The 17,436-nt window shown below is 58.4% G+C and carries 23 protein-coding genes; 11 read left to right on the top strand and 12 right to left on the bottom strand.

All coding sequences use genetic code 11. From position 1 onward, the window contains the following. Positions 1–9 precede the first annotated feature (9 nt). The 3 genes from ACR0MS_RS15440 to folK all read right to left on the bottom strand — a co-directional run bounded on the left by ACR0MS_RS15440 (position 10) and on the right by folK (position 3,186). Positions 10–2,142 (bottom strand): RelA/SpoT family protein, encoded by a 2,133-nt coding sequence (locus tag ACR0MS_RS15440; RefSeq protein ID WP_480574830.1) that lies wholly within the window; start codon positions 2,140–2,142, stop codon positions 10–12. Positions 2,143–2,168: 26 nt separating this feature from the next. After that, entirely contained in the window at positions 2,169–2,522 is a 354-nt protein-coding gene (gene rpoZ / locus ACR0MS_RS15435) for a DNA-directed RNA polymerase subunit omega (RefSeq protein ID WP_142639234.1), read from the bottom strand. A 94-nt stretch (positions 2,523–2,616) separates the two neighbouring features. Beyond that, on the bottom strand, positions 2,617–3,186 hold the full coding sequence (gene folK, locus ACR0MS_RS15430; protein ID WP_480574833.1) for a 2-amino-4-hydroxy-6-hydroxymethyldihydropteridine diphosphokinase: 570 nt from the start codon (positions 3,184–3,186) through the stop codon (positions 2,617–2,619). Between the two features lie 140 nt (positions 3,187–3,326). On the opposite strand from folK, the gene ACR0MS_RS15425 reads away from it, so the two are divergent. The 6 genes from ACR0MS_RS15425 to ACR0MS_RS15400 all read left to right on the top strand — a co-directional run bounded on the left by ACR0MS_RS15425 (position 3,327) and on the right by ACR0MS_RS15400 (position 7,150). Beyond that, the gene (locus tag ACR0MS_RS15425) at positions 3,327–3,899 is read left to right on the top strand and encodes a LabA-like NYN domain-containing protein (protein WP_239344490.1); all 573 of its coding nucleotides are present in this window, start codon (positions 3,327–3,329) and stop codon (positions 3,897–3,899) included. A 187-nt stretch (positions 3,900–4,086) separates the two neighbouring features. Continuing rightward, positions 4,087–5,037: a 4-hydroxy-3-methylbut-2-enyl diphosphate reductase gene (ispH, locus tag ACR0MS_RS15420; protein WP_480574837.1), complete on the top strand. Its 951-nt coding sequence runs from the start codon at positions 4,087–4,089 to the stop codon at positions 5,035–5,037. Next, complete coding sequence (locus ACR0MS_RS15415; RefSeq protein ID WP_480574840.1) at positions 5,034–5,486, top strand: DUF3429 domain-containing protein; 453 nt, start codon at positions 5,034–5,036, stop codon at positions 5,484–5,486. The genes ispH and ACR0MS_RS15415 overlap by 4 nt, the downstream gene beginning before the upstream one ends. Beyond that, complete coding sequence (locus ACR0MS_RS15410; protein WP_480574843.1) at positions 5,483–6,070, top strand: class I SAM-dependent DNA methyltransferase; 588 nt, start codon at positions 5,483–5,485, stop codon at positions 6,068–6,070. The genes ACR0MS_RS15415 and ACR0MS_RS15410 overlap by 4 nt, the downstream gene beginning before the upstream one ends. Next, positions 6,063–6,530 carry a ribonuclease HI gene (rnhA, locus tag ACR0MS_RS15405; protein ID WP_480574846.1) on the top strand — a complete coding sequence of 156 codons (468 nt, stop codon included), beginning with the start codon at positions 6,063–6,065 and terminating at the stop codon, positions 6,528–6,530. The genes ACR0MS_RS15410 and rnhA overlap by 8 nt, the downstream gene beginning before the upstream one ends. After that, positions 6,527–7,150, top strand: coding sequence for a trimeric intracellular cation channel family protein (locus ACR0MS_RS15400; RefSeq protein ID WP_480574849.1), 624 nt, complete (start codon positions 6,527–6,529; stop codon positions 7,148–7,150). Before rnhA ends, ACR0MS_RS15400 begins: the two co-directional genes overlap by 4 nt. Before the next feature lie 52 nt (positions 7,151–7,202). Here the strand turns inward: ACR0MS_RS15400 and ACR0MS_RS15395 are convergent, their stop codons facing one another. From ACR0MS_RS15395 to def (ACR0MS_RS15375), 5 genes are read right to left on the bottom strand one after another with little or no spacing between them, the layout of a single operon-like run. Next, complete coding sequence (locus ACR0MS_RS15395; protein ID WP_480574852.1) at positions 7,203–7,439, bottom strand: GlsB/YeaQ/YmgE family stress response membrane protein; 237 nt, start codon at positions 7,437–7,439, stop codon at positions 7,203–7,205. 1 nt (position 7,440) lies between these two features. Beyond that, the gene (locus ACR0MS_RS15390; RefSeq protein WP_480574855.1) at positions 7,441–7,677 is read right to left on the bottom strand and encodes a hypothetical protein; all 237 of its coding nucleotides are present in this window, start codon (positions 7,675–7,677) and stop codon (positions 7,441–7,443) included. 6 nt (positions 7,678–7,683) lie between these two features. Then, entirely contained in the window at positions 7,684–8,598 is a 915-nt protein-coding gene (gene fmt, locus ACR0MS_RS15385) for a methionyl-tRNA formyltransferase (protein WP_480574859.1), read from the bottom strand. Between the two features lie 42 nt (positions 8,599–8,640). Beyond that, entirely contained in the window at positions 8,641–9,135 is a 495-nt protein-coding gene (gene def / locus ACR0MS_RS15380) for a peptide deformylase (protein ID WP_480574862.1), read from the bottom strand. Further along, on the bottom strand, positions 9,132–9,650 hold the full coding sequence (def, locus tag ACR0MS_RS15375; RefSeq protein WP_171125297.1) for a peptide deformylase: 519 nt from the start codon (positions 9,648–9,650) through the stop codon (positions 9,132–9,134). Before def (ACR0MS_RS15375) ends, def (ACR0MS_RS15380) begins: the two co-directional genes overlap by 4 nt. A 94-nt stretch (positions 9,651–9,744) precedes the next feature. Between def (ACR0MS_RS15375) and ACR0MS_RS15370 the strand changes: the two genes are divergently transcribed. Continuing rightward, complete coding sequence (locus ACR0MS_RS15370; RefSeq protein ID WP_480574866.1) at positions 9,745–10,917, top strand: MalY/PatB family protein; 1,173 nt, start codon at positions 9,745–9,747, stop codon at positions 10,915–10,917. 35 nt (positions 10,918–10,952) lie between these two features. On the opposite strand, the gene ACR0MS_RS15365 is transcribed toward ACR0MS_RS15370, so the two are convergent. Beyond that, positions 10,953–11,306 carry a hypothetical protein gene (locus ACR0MS_RS15365; protein ID WP_480574869.1) on the bottom strand — a complete coding sequence of 118 codons (354 nt, stop codon included), beginning with the start codon at positions 11,304–11,306 and terminating at the stop codon, positions 10,953–10,955. Positions 11,307–11,519: 213 nt separating this feature from the next. Between ACR0MS_RS15365 and ACR0MS_RS15360 the strand changes: the two genes are divergently transcribed. Beyond that, entirely contained in the window at positions 11,520–12,509 is a 990-nt protein-coding gene (locus ACR0MS_RS15360) for a glutathione S-transferase family protein (RefSeq protein WP_480574872.1), read from the top strand. Here ACR0MS_RS15360 and ACR0MS_RS15355 read toward each other — a convergent pair. Continuing rightward, positions 12,491–12,853, bottom strand: coding sequence for a response regulator transcription factor (locus tag ACR0MS_RS15355; protein WP_480574875.1), 363 nt, complete (start codon positions 12,851–12,853; stop codon positions 12,491–12,493). The two genes, ACR0MS_RS15360 and ACR0MS_RS15355, sit on opposite strands and share 19 nt — an antisense overlap. Before the next feature lie 183 nt (positions 12,854–13,036). Here ACR0MS_RS15355 and cobD point away from each other — a divergent pair, with 183 nt between their 5' ends. From cobD to ACR0MS_RS15340, 3 genes are read left to right on the top strand one after another with little or no spacing between them, the layout of a single operon-like run. Then, a complete protein-coding gene (cobD, locus tag ACR0MS_RS15350; RefSeq protein WP_480574878.1) occupies positions 13,037–14,002 on the top strand; it encodes a threonine-phosphate decarboxylase CobD in 966 nt (321 codons plus the stop codon). After that, positions 13,999–14,919, top strand: a complete 921-nt coding sequence (cbiB, locus tag ACR0MS_RS15345) for an adenosylcobinamide-phosphate synthase CbiB (RefSeq protein WP_480574881.1) — start codon at positions 13,999–14,001, stop codon at positions 14,917–14,919. Before cobD ends, cbiB begins: the two co-directional genes overlap by 4 nt. Positions 14,920–14,931: 12 nt before the next feature. Then, on the top strand, positions 14,932–16,095 hold the full coding sequence (locus ACR0MS_RS15340) for a lytic murein transglycosylase (RefSeq protein ID WP_480574884.1): 1,164 nt from the start codon (positions 14,932–14,934) through the stop codon (positions 16,093–16,095). A 96-nt stretch (positions 16,096–16,191) separates the two neighbouring features. On the opposite strand, the gene ACR0MS_RS15335 is transcribed toward ACR0MS_RS15340, so the two are convergent. Together ACR0MS_RS15335 and ACR0MS_RS15330 are read right to left on the bottom strand one after the other, a co-directional pair. After that, positions 16,192–16,773: a polysaccharide lyase family protein gene (locus ACR0MS_RS15335; protein ID WP_480574887.1), complete on the bottom strand. Its 582-nt coding sequence runs from the start codon at positions 16,771–16,773 to the stop codon at positions 16,192–16,194. Between the two features lie 288 nt (positions 16,774–17,061). Continuing rightward, a complete protein-coding gene (locus ACR0MS_RS15330) occupies positions 17,062–17,412 on the bottom strand; it encodes a hypothetical protein (RefSeq protein WP_480574890.1) in 351 nt (116 codons plus the stop codon). Positions 17,413–17,436 lie beyond the last annotated feature (24 nt).

Here is a 17,436-nt window from a genome sequence, read left to right as displayed (position 1 = left end):
CACCCCTTCCTAGCCAGCCGCCATAGCGGTTTTGGTCCTGTCCCTGTAGCGTTCGACCGCGGCAACATCGCTTTCGGCCTCAAGCATCAGCATCAGCGAATGCAATTGCTCCAGATCTCGCAGTTCGACATTGATCAGCAAGCGGTAAAAATCCGGTTTGCGGTCGACAAATTCCAAGTTTGAAATATTGGCCTTTTTCTCGCCGATCAATGTGCAAATACGCCCCAGTACCCCGGCGTCATTTCCAATGGTCAGGTCCAAGGTCGCACCATAAACAGCCGGGTGCGTTCCGGTATGCCAGTGCAGATCAACCCAGCGGTCGGGCTCGCCCTCAAACTCGGTCAGGCGGTCGCAATCAATGGCGTGGACCACCACGCCTTTCCCGCGATAGGTGATGCCCACGATCCGCTCGCCCGGCAGCGGCTGACAGCAGGGCGCGCGGTCGAATTTCTGCCCGGGTTCCAGACCGATCACAGCACGGCGCAGCGGGATCGCGTCGCCATCATCCTGTGTCAATTCCGGGTAAACCGCGCTGACCACATCATGGGCGGTTAGTTCCGCGCTGCCGAGCCGCGCCAGCAACTCGTGCCGGTCTTTCAGGCGAAGGTGTTTGGCGGCTGTATCCAGCGCCTTGTCGGTCGCTTTGCGCCCGACGTGATCAAAGCCGGACCGCGCCAGCTCCTTGCCCAGCTTGATGAACCGCTCACGATCCACTTCGCGCAGGGCACGGCGAATGGCGGTTCGGGCCTTCCCGGTCACCGCGATCTCAAGCCACGTGACCTGCGGGGTTTGCCCGTCGGCGGTGATGATATCCACCGATTGCCCATTCTTGATCCGTGTCCACAACGGAACCCTGATGCCATCCACCTTGGCACCAACGCAGGCAGACCCGATCCGGGTGTGGATCGCATAGGCAAAGTCAATCGGCGTAGCCCCACGCGGCAGCTTGACCACATCGCCCTTAGGCGTGAAGCAGAACACCTGGTCGGAATACATCTCCAACTTAACCGCTTCGAGGAAATCTTCGTGATCCTCTTCGCTGTCAAACTGTTCGGTCAGGTTGGCGATCCATTTCGCCGGATCGACCGCAAACGGGTTTTCCGAGCGGACACCGTCGCGATAAGACCAATGCGCCGCCACACCGGTTTCTGCCACATCATGCATCTGTCGGGTACGAATCTGAACCTCGACCCGTTTGCCATCGCGCCCCGACACGGTTGTGTGGATCGAGCGATACCCGTTCGATTTCGGCTGGCTGATGTAATCCTTGAACCGTCCCGGCACAGCGCGCCACCGCTGGTGAATTGCACCCAGCGTCCGATAACAATCTTCTTCGGTCTGGGTGATGATGCGGAACCCATAGATATCAGACAGGCGCGAAAAGCCCTGATCCTTTTCCTGCATCTTGCGCCAGATCGAATAAGGCTTCTTGGCGCGACCGAACACCTCGGCTTCGATCCCGGCCTTTTCCAGCTCGCGCCGCATGTCGCCCGTGATGCGATGAATCACGTCGCCGGTTTCGCGCTGCAATGTGATGAAGCGGCGAATGATCGACTGGCGGCCTTCGGGGTTCAGAACGCGGAATGCGAGGTCTTCCAACTCCTCTCGCATCCACTGCATCCCCATGCGTCCTGCAAGCGGCGCGTAGATATCCATCGTCTCGCGCGCTTTGACGACCTGCTTTTCCGGGCGCATCGCCTTGATCGTGCGCATGTTGTGCAGACGGTCAGCGAGCTTCACAAGGATAACCCGCAGGTCCTTGGACATCGCCATGAACAGTTTGCGGAAATTTTCGGCCTGTTTGGTTTCGCGACTGGAAAGCTGCAGGTTCGTCAGCTTGGTGACACCGTCCACCAGTTTGGCGACCTCATCGCCGAACAAATCTGACACCTTTCCGTAATTGGCCTTGGTGTCCTCGATCGTGTCATGCAGAAGGGCGGTGATGATCGTCGCATCATCCAGACGCTGTTCGGTCAGGATGGCAGCAACGGCAACCGGGTGGGTAAAGTAAGGCTCTCCCGAGTGGCGGAACTGGCCTTCATGCATCTGCATGCCGAACTCGTAAGCTCGGGCGATGCGGTCTGCATTTGTCTTAGGGTTGTAGTTGCGGACCAGCGCAATCAGATCGTCAGCAGAAATCATCCGGTCCGCACCTTCGTTCGAGGGGATTACCCCTGGCCTTGAGCCTCCATCAGAGCGCGCAGCAGCTTTTCTTCGGACATGTCATCGTCCGCAGGCTTATCGGTTTCCGCACCCATCAGCAGAGCCATCTGATCTTCTTCCGGCTCGTCAACCTCGATCTGGGTCTGGTTGGCTTCGATCAGGCGCTCGCGCAGCTCATCCGCGCTTTGGGTTTCATCCGCGATTTCGCGCAGCGAAACGACCGGGTTCTTGTCGTTGTCGCGGTCCACGGTGATCGGGCCACCAGCGGAAATCTCGCGCGCACGATGGGCGGCAAGCATCACCAGCTCGAACCGGTTTGGCACTTTGTCTACGCAGTCTTCAACCGTCACGCGGGCCATAGGGCGCTCTCCGTTACTGAATCCATGTCAGGAAGAGGTTTATCTAAGCGCGAATCCCCGCCTTGACAAGCAGGAAATGCTGCAAATGCACCGTTCACATTGGGGTGACTGCCGCAACATCGTCGGCAGGAAGGTCCGCCAACAATTCCGCTATGGTGCGCCCTAACACCGGATGACGCCAATCCGGGGCGACATCTGCCATGGGAACCAGCACAAAAGCGCGGTCCTGAAGACGTGGATGCGGCAGGATCAACTGATCCGGTGCTTGTTGCTTTTGATCTTCTGCCGACAGGGTTCTCCACCGCTCGTAACCCTCACGATCGGGCAACACCTGATCTTCATAGCACACCAGATCCAGATCCAGCGTCCGCATGCCCCAGCGCTGAATCCGCTGGCGGCCGTGGTCATGCTCGACCTCATGCAGCAGATGCAAAAGCTCTGCCGGTGTCTTTTCGGTTTCGATCAGCGCGGCCGCATTGACATAGTCCGGCCCCGCTCCGGCTGGGAAGCACGGCGTCTCAAAAAAGCGGCTGACGGCGCGAATCACCACCCCCTGACGCGGAATTGCGTCAAGTGCCTTTTCCAGTGTCACCTTGGGCCCTTGATCCCTCAAATTGAGATTTGCGCCCAGTGCGATCACCGCTTTTGACGTAAATTTGCGCATTCTACTCCCTATATTCGGTGAATTGCATACTTGCGATACACATTAAATGCCCTAATTATAGGCGTATCAGCGCGCCGCCTATTTCCTAGACTCACTCACGTAACACTCGGCGCTCTGGTTTGTACCGGAAGGAACTATTTATGTTTTATAAAGACGAACGGCTAGCGCTGTTCATCGACGGCTCGAATCTTTATGCGGCCGCCAAAGCACTGGGGTTTGATATCGACTACAAGCTGCTGCGTCAGGAATTCATGCGTCGCGGTAAAATGCTCAGAGCTTTCTACTACACAGCGCTCTTGGAAAACGACGAGTATTCGCCGATCCGTCCTTTGGTTGACTGGCTGCATTACAACGGCTTCACCATGGTGACAAAACCGGCAAAGGAATACACCGACAGCATGGGGCGTCGGAAAGTCAAAGGAAACATGGACATCGAACTGACCGTCGATGCAATGGAACTGGCACCGCGCGTGGATCATATCGTGCTGTTTTCGGGCGATGGGGATTTCCGCCCGCTGATTGCCAGCCTGCAACGTCAGGGCGTGCGTGTATCGGTCGTCTCGACCATTCGCAGCCAGCCGCCGATGATCTCGGACGAACTGCGCCGCCAGGCGGACAACTTCATCGAGTTGGAGGACCTGCGCGACGTGATCGGCCGCCCTCCGCGTGAGGTGCCCATGGAGCCGCGCAGCGTTGCGGCCGGTGGGCAATAACACCCGGTCACTCACAGCCGAGTTGAAAACGGCGCGGTCAGGCTCAACACCTGACCGCGCTTCTTTAACTAGAAACAGGTGCTAAAACACCTTTTGGCTAACACTGATTCATGTCAGATCAATGACGCAGTCCTGTCTGGACCAAGGCCGGGAAAAGACTTACCTGTGGCCTTAAGGAGACCGAGACATGAACAAGCCCCCGCTGACTTTGTACCTTGCCGCGCCGCGCGGGTTCTGCGCCGGTGTCGATCGGGCCATCAAGATCGTTGAAATGGCCCTGCAAAAATGGGGCGCACCGGTCTATGTGCGCCACGAGATCGTGCATAACAAATTTGTCGTCGACGGGCTGCGCGACAAGGGTGCCGTATTTGTCGAGGAACTGGACGAATGCCCGGATGACCGGCCAGTGATCTTTTCCGCCCACGGCGTGCCAAAATCCGTTCCGGCCACAGCCGCGCAGCGCGAGATGATCTATGTGGACGCGACCTGCCCCTTGGTGTCCAAGGTCCATGTCGAAGCCCAGCGCCACTCGGACGCGGGCCTTCAGATGATCATGATCGGTCATAAGGGGCACCCGGAAACGATTGGGACCATGGGCCAACTGCCATCAGGCGAAGTGCTGCTGGTCGAAACGGTCGAAGATGTTGCAAAGGTTCAGGTTCGCAATCCCGAAAAGCTGGCTTTTGTGACCCAGACCACCCTGTCGGTCGATGACACAAAGGACATTATCGCAGCCCTTCAAGCCCGGTTTCCTGCTATTGTCGGACCGCACAAGGAAGACATCTGCTATGCGACGACCAACCGGCAGGAAGCGGTCAAGGCGGTTGCGCCAAAATCCGACGCCTTGCTCGTGGTTGGTGCTCCCAATTCATCCAATTCCCGGCGTCTGGTCGAAGTCGCCTCGCGCGCCGGGTGTGACTATGCCCAGCTTGTGCAACGCGCGACCGATATCGACTGGCGCGCGCTGGAGGGGATCTCCAGCATTGCCATCACCGCAGGCGCCTCGGCCCCCGAAGTGCTGGTCAACGAGGTGATAGATGCCTTCCGCGACCACTATGACGTGACGGTCGAGATGGTGGAGACCGCCGTCGAAAACGTCGAGTTCAAGGTCCCGCGCGTGCTGCGGGAACACGCATGAGCGGCATACCAAGAGCGCCGCTGTTTCTTGGATTGGCCGACCTCATCCCGTTTATCTGGGGCGCTCTGACCTATCTGAACGGTGATCTGAACGACTGGGGTAAAGAAGCGCTGGGGCCTCGGTTCGTCGGCCCATATGTCCAGTTGTTTTATGGCTCTGTCATCCTGAGCTTCATGTCAGGTGTTTTGTGGGGGTTCGCGACCAAGACGTCTGGCAGCAAGGCAGCAACCTGTTACACGCTTTCGGTCCTGCCCGCGCTGTGGGCGTTCTTCAAGACAGGCGGCGGCCCGGTCAGTGCCGGAACAAATCTGATGTACGGATTTGCCGGGTTGCTTTTATTGGACGCCATGTTTTCATACTGGCGACTGACCCCGGTCTGGTGGATGCGGTTGCGCATGTTGCTGACGGCCGTTGTCTTGGCCTGCCTTGCCGTCGGAGTATACCTGTGACCGATAAAAGAACGATCGACGCTTACACAACCCGCGTTGCAGAATACCTGAGTATCCCCCTGCCCCCCGAACAGATCGAAGCGCGCATGGCCTTTGCCGAAGCGGTTGCAGATGGCGGCTATGTTCTGGACCTCGGCTCTGGCCCCGGTTCAGACAGTGCCTTCTTGCAACGCGAAGGGCTGCGGGTTCGCGCGCTGGACGCAACACAGGCCTTTGTCGATCACGCCCGGGAAAATGGCATAGATGCGCATCTCGGCACGTTCGATGACGTGACCGAGGTTTCAGAATATGACGGCATCTACGCCAGTTTTTCGCTTTTGCACGCCCCGCGCGAAGATTTTCCACGTCACTTGACAGCGATCCACCGCGCTTTGAAACCTCAGGGCGTTTTCTTCCTCGGCCTGAAACTCGGCACGGGGGAACATCGCGACGAGCTGGATCGGTTCTATACCTATTTCTCGCAGACCGAGATCGAAGCAGCCCTCGTAGCCGCCGGATTTACCATCGACCAGATTACCACCGGCGTTGGCGCGGGGCTGGCCGGGTCTTACGACGGCTTCATTCTGGTGCTCGCCCATGCCTGACCTGTTTGCCTATACAGACGGGGCCTGCTCCGGCAATCCCGGTCCCGGCGGGTGGGGCGTGTTGCTGCGCGCGATGGACGGCGACACCGTTCTGAAAGAACGCGAACTGAACGGCGGAGAGGCCGAAACCACCAACAACCGCATGGAACTGCTGGCCGCGATCAGCGCGCTGGAAACACTGGAACGGGCCTCGAAGATCACGGTCGTCACAGACAGCGCCTATGTAAAGAACGGGGTGACCGGCTGGATATTCGGATGGAAGCGCAATGGCTGGAAAACCTCGAACAAAAAGCCCGTCAAGAATGTCGATCTGTGGCAACGACTGGATGAAGCGCAGACCCGCCACGATGTAACGTGGGAGTGGGTCAAAGGGCATGCCGGTCACCCCGAGAACGAAAAGGCAGACGAACTGGCCCGTGCTGGCATGGCCCCGTTCAAGCCGAAGAAGGAAAAGGCGTGAGCGGGCTGGCACTGCTCGACTATGCCTCGGTCTTTGTGTTCGCGTTGACGGGTGCCTTGGTTGCAAGCCGGGCGCAATTGGATTTGGTGGGCTTTGCGTTCATTGCCTGTCTAACCGCGGTCGGCGGCGGCACCGTGCGCGATCTGCTGCTGGACCGGCACCCTGTTTTCTGGGTTGGGCAACCCAATTATATCCTGATCGCAACGGGTGCTGCCGCGCTGGTGTTCTTCACGGCGCACCTTATGGAAAGCAGATATAACTGGCTGGTCTGGCTGGACAGCTTCGCCCTGTCCATTGCGGTTGCCGCTGGAACGGCTGCCGCATTGTCACTGGGTCATTCCGGTATCATCGTCGTTTTGATGGGGATCATCACGGGTTGCCTCGGCGGATTGATGCGCGACGTGGTCTGCAATGAGGTCCCGCTGGTCCTGAAGCAGGGCGAGCTTTACGTGTCATGCGCCTTTGCCGGTGCTCTGACGGCCGTCCTTGCGACCCGGTCAGGACTCGACGCCCTTGCAGCGCTGGCCGCTTGTGCGCTTGTCTGTTGGGCTCTCAGAGCTGGATCGTTGCTGTTTGGCTGGCGATTGCCCGTCTACAAAAGCCGACCACCCCGTCGTTAGCTACGAAGCCTGCGCCAAGTATCGTGTGTTGGTCCGACAGCGGCCAAGCAGATCAGCGGCGCTGATATTTTTGCCAGATCCAGATCACCAGCAACGCGCCCAGAACGGCACCAACGAAACCGGACAGCCACCCTGCTACGGTTATCAATGCGCGCAGAAGAAACCCTCCGACCAGCGCGCCGACGATGCCAATGAGCATCGTTGTTGGAATGTCAGCCTCGATCCGCATCAGACGTGTGGCCAGAAATCCTGCGGCCGCGCCGATCACGATCAGAGCGATTACGGGCATGTCATTTCCTCCAATGCGTCGGCACGATGATCAGCGCGCCAATGGATGAGATTACGGCATTCAGGCCGGGCGCGCCAAAGCTGATGCCGAACATGATGCGGATGAAATAAAACAGAAAAGCCCCGCCAATGCATATGATGATCGAAGGGACATATCCGTTCTGCGTGAAACCGGTCTTCTCTGACAGATATCCCACGATCCCGGCGATCACGATTGTGCCCATCAGGATCATGAACATACGGTGTTACTCCGATTGCAGCAGCGTGCCAGCCGGGATTGGCCAGCCGCGCAGGAACGTCTCTGTATCCTGCGCGCCTTTGCCCGCCCTTTGCAAGCGCAGGAGCTTCACGGCCCCTTCTCCGCAGGCAACGCACAGCGCGTCGTCCAGAACCTGACCGGGGGCGCCCTGTGCCTCGGCTAAACAAGAGGCCAGCAGTTTGACCCGCTCGCCTTCAACCAGAGTCCATGCGCCGGGAAAGGGTGACAATCCGCGTATCTGGCGATCGACCTCAACCGCCGGGCGGGTCCAGTCGATGCGTGCCTCGGACTTGTCGATCTTGGCGGCATAGGTCACGCCGTATTTGGGTTGCGGGTTCGGCGTCAGCTCTGGCAGGGTGGCCAGCGCCTGAACGATCAGGTCTGCGCCCATCACAGAAAGCCGGTCATGCAGTTGGTCGGTCGTTTCCTGCTCTCCGATATCGGTAGCCTGTCGCAGCAAGACGGGGCCGGTGTCCAGCCCTGCCTCCATCTGCATGATACAGATACCGGTCTGTGCATCGCCGGACATGATCGCACGGTGAATCGGCGCGGCCCCTCGCCAGCGGGGTAACAGGCTGGCATGGATGTTCAGACACCCATGTCGCGGTGCATCCAGAATGGGCTGAGGCAACAGCAAGCCATATGCCACAACGACCGCCACGTCAGCTTGCAGGGCGGCGAAAGCGGATTGTTCTTCTTCGGCCTTCAAAGAAACCGGATGGCGCACAGTCAAGCCCAGCGCCTCGGCCCGTGCATGAACCGGGGTCGGGCGGTCTTTCTTACCCCGCCCTGCTGGGCGCGGCGGCTGACAGTACACGGCGGCAATCTCGTGCCCGGCCTCAACCAGCGCATCCAAAACCGGCACCGAGAAGTCGGGCGTTCCCATGAAAACTATACGCATGATCTGCTCCGGTGCTTGGGTGGAGCCGGGCTGAAGCCCGGCCTACGCGAGTTTCTTTGCTTTGCGCAGCAGCATGTCGCGTTTGACCTTGCTGAGCCGGTCGAAATACATCCGCCCGTTCAGATGGTCGATCTGGTGCTGTACGCTTGTGGCCTCGATCCCGACAAAATCGCGGCGGTCGATCATGCCCTGTTCGTTCAAAAACTTGACGGTCACTGCACGCGGCCGTTTCACCTTGGCCGAGACACCGGGCAGGTTCGGGCTGGCCTCATCATGTTCACGCATCTCGATCGAGCTGTGCAGAATCTCGGGGTTTGCCAGTCGCACCGCCCGGCCCCGCTCGGTCGAGCCATCCACGACCGCCAACCGCAGCATCACGCCGATCTGAGGCGCGGCAAGGCCCACGCCGGGCATCGCCTCCATCGTATCCACCATGTCATCCCAGATCGCGCGGATATCGTCGGTAATCTCGGTCACGGCCTCGGCCTTGGTGCGCAAGCGATTGTCGGGCCATGGCAGGCAAGTACGGACCGTCATGCGCGCGCCTTTTCACGCTTTAGCTTTTGCATCTTGCGCGTGATCATCTGGCGCTTGAGCGGTTTGAGATAGTCGATGAACAGCTTGCCGTTCAGATGGTCAATCTCATGCTGCACGCAGGTCGCCCAGAGGTCATCGAAGGTTTCCTGCTGCGCATTGCCATCGCGGTCGATCCACGCCACCTCGACGACTTTGGGTCGGGTCACTTCGGCAAATTGCTCGGGGATCGACAGGCAGCCTTCCTCATAGACGTTGGTTTCGTCCGAGGATGCGATGATCTCTGGGTTGAACATGATCAGCGGGCGCGGTTCCTCGCCTTCTTCCTTGACGCAATCCATCACGATCAGCCGATCCAGCACACCGATCTGCGGCGCGGCCAGCCCGATGCCGGGGGCGTCATACATGGTTTCCAACATGTCATCGGCCAGTTGACGCAGCTCGTCCGACAGGTCGGTCACAGGGGCGCAGACCTTTTTCAGGCGGGGGTCGGGATGGATAAGAATTGAGCGTTTCATGGGGTTGATTTAGGCCATCACTCGCCCCACCGCAACGCCCCCCTTGCACCTGTCAAAATTGTAGCTAGCTTTCCTGCGGACAGATGGAGAAGACATGACTTTCAACGACCTGATCGACCGCCGGGGCACTCACAGTTCAAAATGGGACAAGATGGAGCAACTCTACGGCGTGTCGCCGCAGGACGGGCTGGCGATGTGGACGGCAGATTCCGATTATCCCAGCGCACCCTGCGTCATTGAGGCCGTTCGCAAGGCCGCAGAACACGGTGTTTTCGGCTATTCCTGGGCGCACCCTGATTATCTGGCATCGGTCCAATGGTGGATGAAGACCCGTCACGGGTGGGACATCGACACAGACTGGGTTCTGACCTCGCAAGGTCTGGGCAACGCGATCGCGCTGTGTCTGGATGTGTGGACCGAACCGGGGGACGGCGTGGTGATTTTCACGCCCGTCTATCATGAGTTCGCCCACAAGGTGGACAAATCCGGTCGCCGTGTCGTGGAATGCCCATTGGCGCGAGAGGGCGACGGTTACACCATTGATCTTGACGACGCGCAGTCGCGCTTGGATGGGTCAGAAAAGATGCTTCTCTGGTGTTCACCGCAGAACCCGTCTGGCCGGGTTTGGACTGCGGATGAATTGCGCGCCGTGGCAGCCTTTGCCGAACGCAATGGGCTTGTGCTGGTGTCCGACGAGATCCACCATGATCTGGTCTATCCCGGCAACACCTTTGTCCCGATGGACGTGGCCGCCCCTGATGCGCGCCCGTGGACGGTGACCCTGACGGCGGCCTCAAAGACGTTCAACATTGCTGGTCAACGCACCGGCAACATGATCATTCCCGACCCGAAACTGCGCGCGGCGATGGTCCATCGTCTAAACACGCTGGACTATGCGCCCAGCGCTTTGGGCGTGGCCATGATCATGGCGGCTTATTCGCCCGAGGGGGCCGCTTGGGTCGACGAACAGGTTGCGCATCTGGACGGTAACCGAAAGCTCTTTGACGCGGCGATTGCGGAAATTCCCGGCCTTTGGTCCATGCCGTTACAGGCGACATATCTGGCTTGGGTTGATTTTTCGGGAACCGGAATGGGCCACCCCGAATTTATTCGCCGTCTGCGTGAGGATGCCAAGATCGCAACCTCTCCCGGACCCGGATTTGGTCCGGGCGGCGAGACGTTTGAACGGTTCAATCTGGCAACCCAGCGCAGCCGCGTGGAAGAGGCTTGCAATAGGCTGAAACAGGCCTTTTCGGACTTGCAGTAAATCCAAGCCCAACGAATGATCCGTTGGGCTAATGCTTAGTCCTTGTGTCCCAGCAAGGCTATCGGAGCATCGGGATCGCGGTAGAAATCCAGCGGTGCCTTGTCCGAGGCCGCGGTGCTGCGCTTGAACTCGTACCGCATCTCGCCAGCTTCGTCCTGATCCGCGATGATCAGGCACTGGTAAAGGTGATTTGCGCCATCATAGATATCGACCAGACCGCGTAGCTGAGGTGTCGTTTCGGCTTCGACGGTAAAGCCATCCTTCCACAATCTTAAAATTTTGAATGTATTGTCGCCAAATTCGACACGAAGTCGGCTTGTCTTTTTCAACCCGGCGATTCGTGCCGCATCCAATTCGGCGCTAATTTCCTTTGAAACATAAGTCGTCATTACAAATTTCCCCCGCAGCAGAGTCCTATTGTGAGGGCCGGAAAGTAAAAATCCAGTAAAGCTGATCGCCAAGAGCGTTCGGATTTCAACCTGTTGCACGGAAATCCCAGCCGGACGTGTGCACAGACGCAGGCAATCTGCGCGCCGTCTCGGATAGGAACCCCGCTGGCGACCACCTATGTTCTTTGAAATCTCAATTCGGAGGATCAGAGCATGGGCCTGTTGGTCGACGGCAAGTGGCACGACACATGGTATGACACCAAGTCCACCGGCGGGGCATTCAAACGCAGTGCTGCGCAGTTTCGCAACTGGATTACGGCAGATGGCAGCGCAGGTCCGTCCGGCAAGGGGGGATTCAAGGCTGAACCGGATCGCTATCACCTCTATGTCAGTCTGGCCTGTCCATGGGCGCACCGCACGTTGATCTTTCGCGAATTGAAGGGACTGACCGACCTTATCTCGGTTTCCGTGGTTCACCCGGACATGATGGACAAAGGCTGGACGTTTGAGACGGACGACCACGGCGCCACAGGGGACGCGCTCTATGGGTTGGATTTCGCCCACCAGATCTATACCAAGGCCGATCCCGGCTATTCGGGCCGCGTAACGGTGCCAATTCTTTGGGACAAAACCCAGGAAACCATTGTCTCGAACGAAAGTTCCGAGATCATCCGTATGTTCAACTCGGCCTTCGACGGGATCACTGGAAACACCGACGATTACTGGCCAGAGGCCATGCGCGACGAGATCGAAGAGGTGAACCCGCGCATCTATTCTGACGTCAACAACGGCGTGTACAAATCGGGGTTCGCAACCAGTCAGCAAGCCTATGACGCGGCCGTTGGCCCCTTGTTCGACACGCTGGACTGGCTGGAAGACCGCCTGAGCACCCATCGCTACCTGATGGGAGATCGTATGACAGAAGCGGATTGGAGACTGTTCACGACGCTGATCAGATTCGATCCGGTCTATCATCTGCACTTCAAGTGCAACCGACGCCGTCTGGTCGACTACCCGAATTTATGGGCCCATACCCGCGAGCTATATCAGTGGCCCGGCGTCGCTCAGACAGTGAACATGCCCCATATCGTGCGCCACTATCACTACAGCCACGACAGCATAAATCCCCACCGGATTATCCCGGTGAACCCCGTGCTGGATTACATGGAACCGCACGGTCGCGGTCAGCGCCCCGCCGCGTAATGTTCGACCATCGCCGCCAGATCCTCTGGCGGCGTAGCACTTTGGACATAGGCGCAGGCATTGGGGCTATGCGCAAAGATCGACCCGTCTGAGAAAAACGTGGTGTTGGTGACAAAAATCACCCGCGCTTCGGGGCGGCGATAGCTGGCGAAATCGGCGACGGCCAGTGCGCTACCGGTTTCCAGCACTAGGTCCAGCACGATGATGTCAAACTCTGCGCCATAGAGCGCGAGGATCGCGGCCTCTTGTCCAGTCACAAGCGTAACCTCAGCGCCCTGGCGCTCGAGATGCCTTTTCCAGACCCGACCCAGATCGGGGTTACTCTCAACAATCAAAACATTCATCAGCAACAACCTCGGCACAAGGTAGAACAAACGGTGCCGGCCCCTGTAATTTGTGATCACGCTATTTCCTTAACAAAGTGTTAACGGTATCTGCGGGGTTTCCGGATCATGCGGATTTGCTTGTGCCGACGGCGAAAATCCGCTTGAAACAGACCAAATTCAGGGATTCCAACGAGCGCAACGATGACGACCCATAACGATATCTTGAACCCGCGATCCAAGCGAGATCATGGCGGGGGGCTCGACGGGGCAATTGAATCCTATGGTGGGACACGCGACGACTGGATGGACCTTTCGACCGGAATCAATCCGCATCCCTATGATGTCGCGGGTCTGACGGCCTCGGATTGGAGCGCACTTCCCGATCACGGTGCGTTTGAGCGCCTCACAAATGCCGCGCGGCGGTTTTGGTCCGTGCCAGACGGGGCCGATATTTTGCCTGCACCGGGCGCGTCCGCCCTGATTGCGCGCATTCCTGATCTTGCACCGCGCGGGCGAGTTCACATCACGCCGCCCACCTATAACGAACACGCCGCTGCGTTTTCGGCGCATGGATGGGCAGTTCAGTCTGACGGCCCGACCGAGGCCCGCGTCATCGTGCACCCGAACAACCCTGATGGGCGCATATGGACCGAAGCCGACGCAAATGCCCCACTAACCGTAATCGACGAGAGCTTTTGCGATGTCAGCCCCAAGGCGTCCTTGATCCATCTGGCGACCAAACCGGGCGTGATCGTGCTGAAAAGCTTTGGCAAGTTCTGGGGCTTGGCGGGACTACGCCTTGGCTTCGCAATCGGCGACCCGAACCTGATTGCCCGCCTGAACGACCTGACCGGACCTTGGGCCGTTTCCGGCCCCGCCCTGCGGATCGGAGAGCGGGCCCTGACCGATACCGCTTGGGCTGATGCCACACGTCAGCGACTGACTAAGGATGCCGCCCGACTGGATGCCCTTTTGACACGCAAGACCGCGCGCCTAGTCGGGGGAACCACGCTGTTCCGTCTTTATGAGGTCGACAAGGCCGCCGATTGGCAAGACCGTCTGGCCCGCGCGCATATCTGGAGCCGCATCTTCCCCTATTCGCAAACCTACCTGCGACTGGGACTTCCGCCTGCAAATGGCTGGGCTCGGTTGGAGGCTGCGCTGTGAGCACAGCGTTCCTGCTGGTCTGCGCCATGTGTCTGGACGCGGCGCTGGGGGAACCGGATTGGCTGTGGTCCCGGATCAGGCACCCGGCGGTGATGATCGGCACCCTCATCGGCTGGTTGGACACGCGGTTGAACACTGGTGGGCAGCGGCGGCTGAAAGGAGTCGCCGTGGTCATCCTGCTGGTCATTGGCGCAATGATACTCGGAGGCGCGCTGGCCATGCTTGGCCCCGTGGTTGAGCTTGTGATCTGCGCCATTCTCTTGGCCCAGAAGTCCCTTGTGACGCATGTGCGCGATGTGGCCGAGGGGCTGAACGCCTCACTTGTCCAAGGGCGCGCGAAAGTGGCCATGATCGTCTCACGGGACACACGCGACATGACCGAGGCACAGGTCGCGCGGTCGGCCATTGAAAGCGCTGCCGAAAACCTGAGCGACGGCGTCATTGCGCCCGCCTTCTGGTTTCTGGTCGCCGGACTGCCGGGTCTGCTGATCTACAAGGCGGTCAACACCGCCGACAGCATGATCGGTTACCGCTCGGAAAAATATCGTGAGTTCGGTTGGGCCGCCGCCCGTCTGGATGATGTTCTGAACCTGATCCCTGCCCGCCTGACCAGCGTCATGATCGTCGCGCTGTCGGGTCAGTGGGCGCAGTGGCCGGCCATCACCTCAGACGCGCGCCGCCATATCTCTCCCAATGCAGGCTGGCCCGAGGCGGCCATGGCCCGCGCGCTGAACGTCGCCCTTGCCGGACCGCGCAGCTATGATGGAGAGCTTCGGGATCTGGCATGGGTCAACGGCGACGCCCCGCGTGAGATCGGTGCACCGGAGGTTTTCCGCGCATGCAACATGCTGTGGACCGTTTGGGGGCTTGCACTGGGCCTCGTGTCGGTGTGGGCTGGGCTCAGCTTTATTCTCTGACGGTGCCTACTCATGCGTTTTCTTTCCGGTCTTTTCGCAGCAACCCTGCTCTGCACACCCGCCTTTGCCCAATGCGGGGGCGGGTTCAATACCTTTGTGAACGGGCTAAAGGCCGAGGCGGTCGACAAAGGTTTTGATACATCTACCGTCAATGCTTTCTTTCAAGGTGTTCAGCAGGATGGCGCCGTACTCAGAGCGGACCGCGCACAGGGCGTCTTTCAGAAACCGTTCATTGAATTCTCACGCCGCCTGATCTCGCAAAACCGGATTGATCGCGGGCAGGCAATGTCGCGCAAATACGACGCTGTTTTTGACCGAATTGAGCGGGAATATGGGGTATCTCGCGGCGTGTTGCTGGCGTTCTGGGCGTTTGAAACCGACTACGGCGCGGTTCAGGGGGATTTCAATACCCGCAACGCTTTGGTGACCTTGGCCCATGATTGCCGCCGGCCCGAACTGTTCCGACCCCAGATCTTTGCCGCGTTGGAACTATATGATCAGGGCAATTTCGATCCCGCCCGAACGACTGGCGCATGGGCGGGTGAGATCGGCATGGTTCAGATGCTGCCGCAGGATATTCTGGACAATGGCGTAGACGGCGACGGAGACGGGAAGGTTTCGCTGAAAACCTCGGCCCCGGATGCGCTGATGTCCGGCGCAAAAATGCTGTCGCATCTTGGGTGGCAACCGGGTCAGCCGTGGTTGCAGGAAGTCACGGTTCCGGCCCAAATGGATTGGTCCCTGTCCGGTCCGGGCAAACCACGCCCGGTATCGGACTGGCAGGCGATGGGCGTACAGGCCCGTAGCGGTTCGCTGGCCAACTTGCCTGCGTCACTGATCCTGCCGCAAGGACATAAGGGTCCGGCGTTTCTGGCCTACCCCAATTTCGACGTCTATTTCGAATGGAACCAGAGCTTTGTCTACGTCCTGACCGCCGCCTATTTCGGCACGCGTCTGGAGGGCGCGCAGATCTATGACGCCGGGAAACCAGCCCAGGGTTTGACAGGCGCGCAGATGAAGCAACTACAAACCAAACTTCAGGCGCGCGGGTATGATGTAGGCAAGATCGACGGCATCTTGGGCGCCGGAACGCGGGCGGCGGTGCAGGCCGAGCAACAACGGCTGGGGTTGCCTGCGGATGCGTGGCCGACGGTGGAGTTGCTGGGGCGGTTGTGAGGCCCTGCATGGTTAGAGCTCGGAGCGGCCGCCCAGATTTGATGTCAAACTCTTCGTTAGGCAATAGTAAGCTTTTAATCTTAGGTGCTTAATTCACTATTTCACTTTGACTTTTTTGACGCTCAAATCCTCCGAAACCAAAACATAGTCCCAACGTTTGGGTGAATAAACGCCGTGCTTGAAGTAAAAGAACTTTGACTGAAATGCGCCGGGTGTACTTGGTGGTTGATATGCTCCCTGCAATTGAACTTTATCGTCCAGCCAAACCGTCGCACTAAACCCAGCCTCACCCGTGAATTCAATTAGCACATCCAGCTTTTGCGTTGTTCCGTTGAGTTTTAGTTTTTGGGGTGAGTGAGATTTGGAAAGCTTACCTCGTATGCAATTTTCTTCGCCGGTTCCGGTGTTTACATCGCTAGTAAGTTCCAGATGGCCATTTCCAAGCACAGAAACTTTGAGCGGAGGGGCACAACTTCTTCGCCCGTCATGGATTTGAAATATATCCCACTTTTGCTGAGCGTTTGTCGTCATGGAAATCGTACTTGAGAACAGATAGGATCCCCTCTGGTCTGGCTTGATACGATCTGAATAGATCTCAGCACGTTGCTTCCATTGAGGGCCGTCGCCCGGACATTGATTAGAGCTTGTCTTAAAAGTATAGGTCTTGCCCTTTTTCACAATCGACCCAGCGTCAACGCCGCACGAAGTTTGCCACCTATTTAGTGGGTTAGAGTGGGCAGAAAAGGTAAACAGACAGAGTAAAGCAATTGTACAGGCTACAAGTGGGACTAAGCGCATGGGACCCTCACAAATTGTCTCGCAATCGAAGCCAGAATAACCTGGCCTATTAATTTAGCTGGAAAAGAATGTGGTTCCGTTTTTTTTGTTTAGGCGCGTAAGAACAAAATCCTGTCTCACCCCGCATAGCATCCATTGAAAAAAGCGCACGAGGGTTCATCTCCACCGTCACTCCGGCCTGACCGGATACCGATCCCCTTTCTCATCAATCAGGATCAAGCGTTCTCCACTGCGCACGTACAGATCACAGCGACTGAATCCGTTGCGATAGGCGATACAGACGCTGCCGTCTTCGGCGATGGAATAGGTGCCAAAGGCCGCGTCGCCGCTGGCGTAGGTATAGGAGTAGGCACCCCCGGCCGAGAATGCAGCCTGACCGTCATCGTAGAAGGTGAAGGTTTGACCCGCTAACGCGTTCAGCTCTTCGGGCGACAGCGGGATGTCTCCGGGCTTGGTGGGCCAGTCGGCGGCGCTGGCCGGGCCAGCAGTCAGCAGGGCGAGGATCAGATATCGGGTCATACCGCGACCCTATCGTGAAAGACC

The sequence above is a fragment of the Ruegeria sp. CJ2 genome (genome assembly GCF_056536745.1).
The sequence above is the reverse complement of the archived record's forward strand: the minus strand, read 5'-3'. Positions and strand labels throughout refer to the sequence as shown.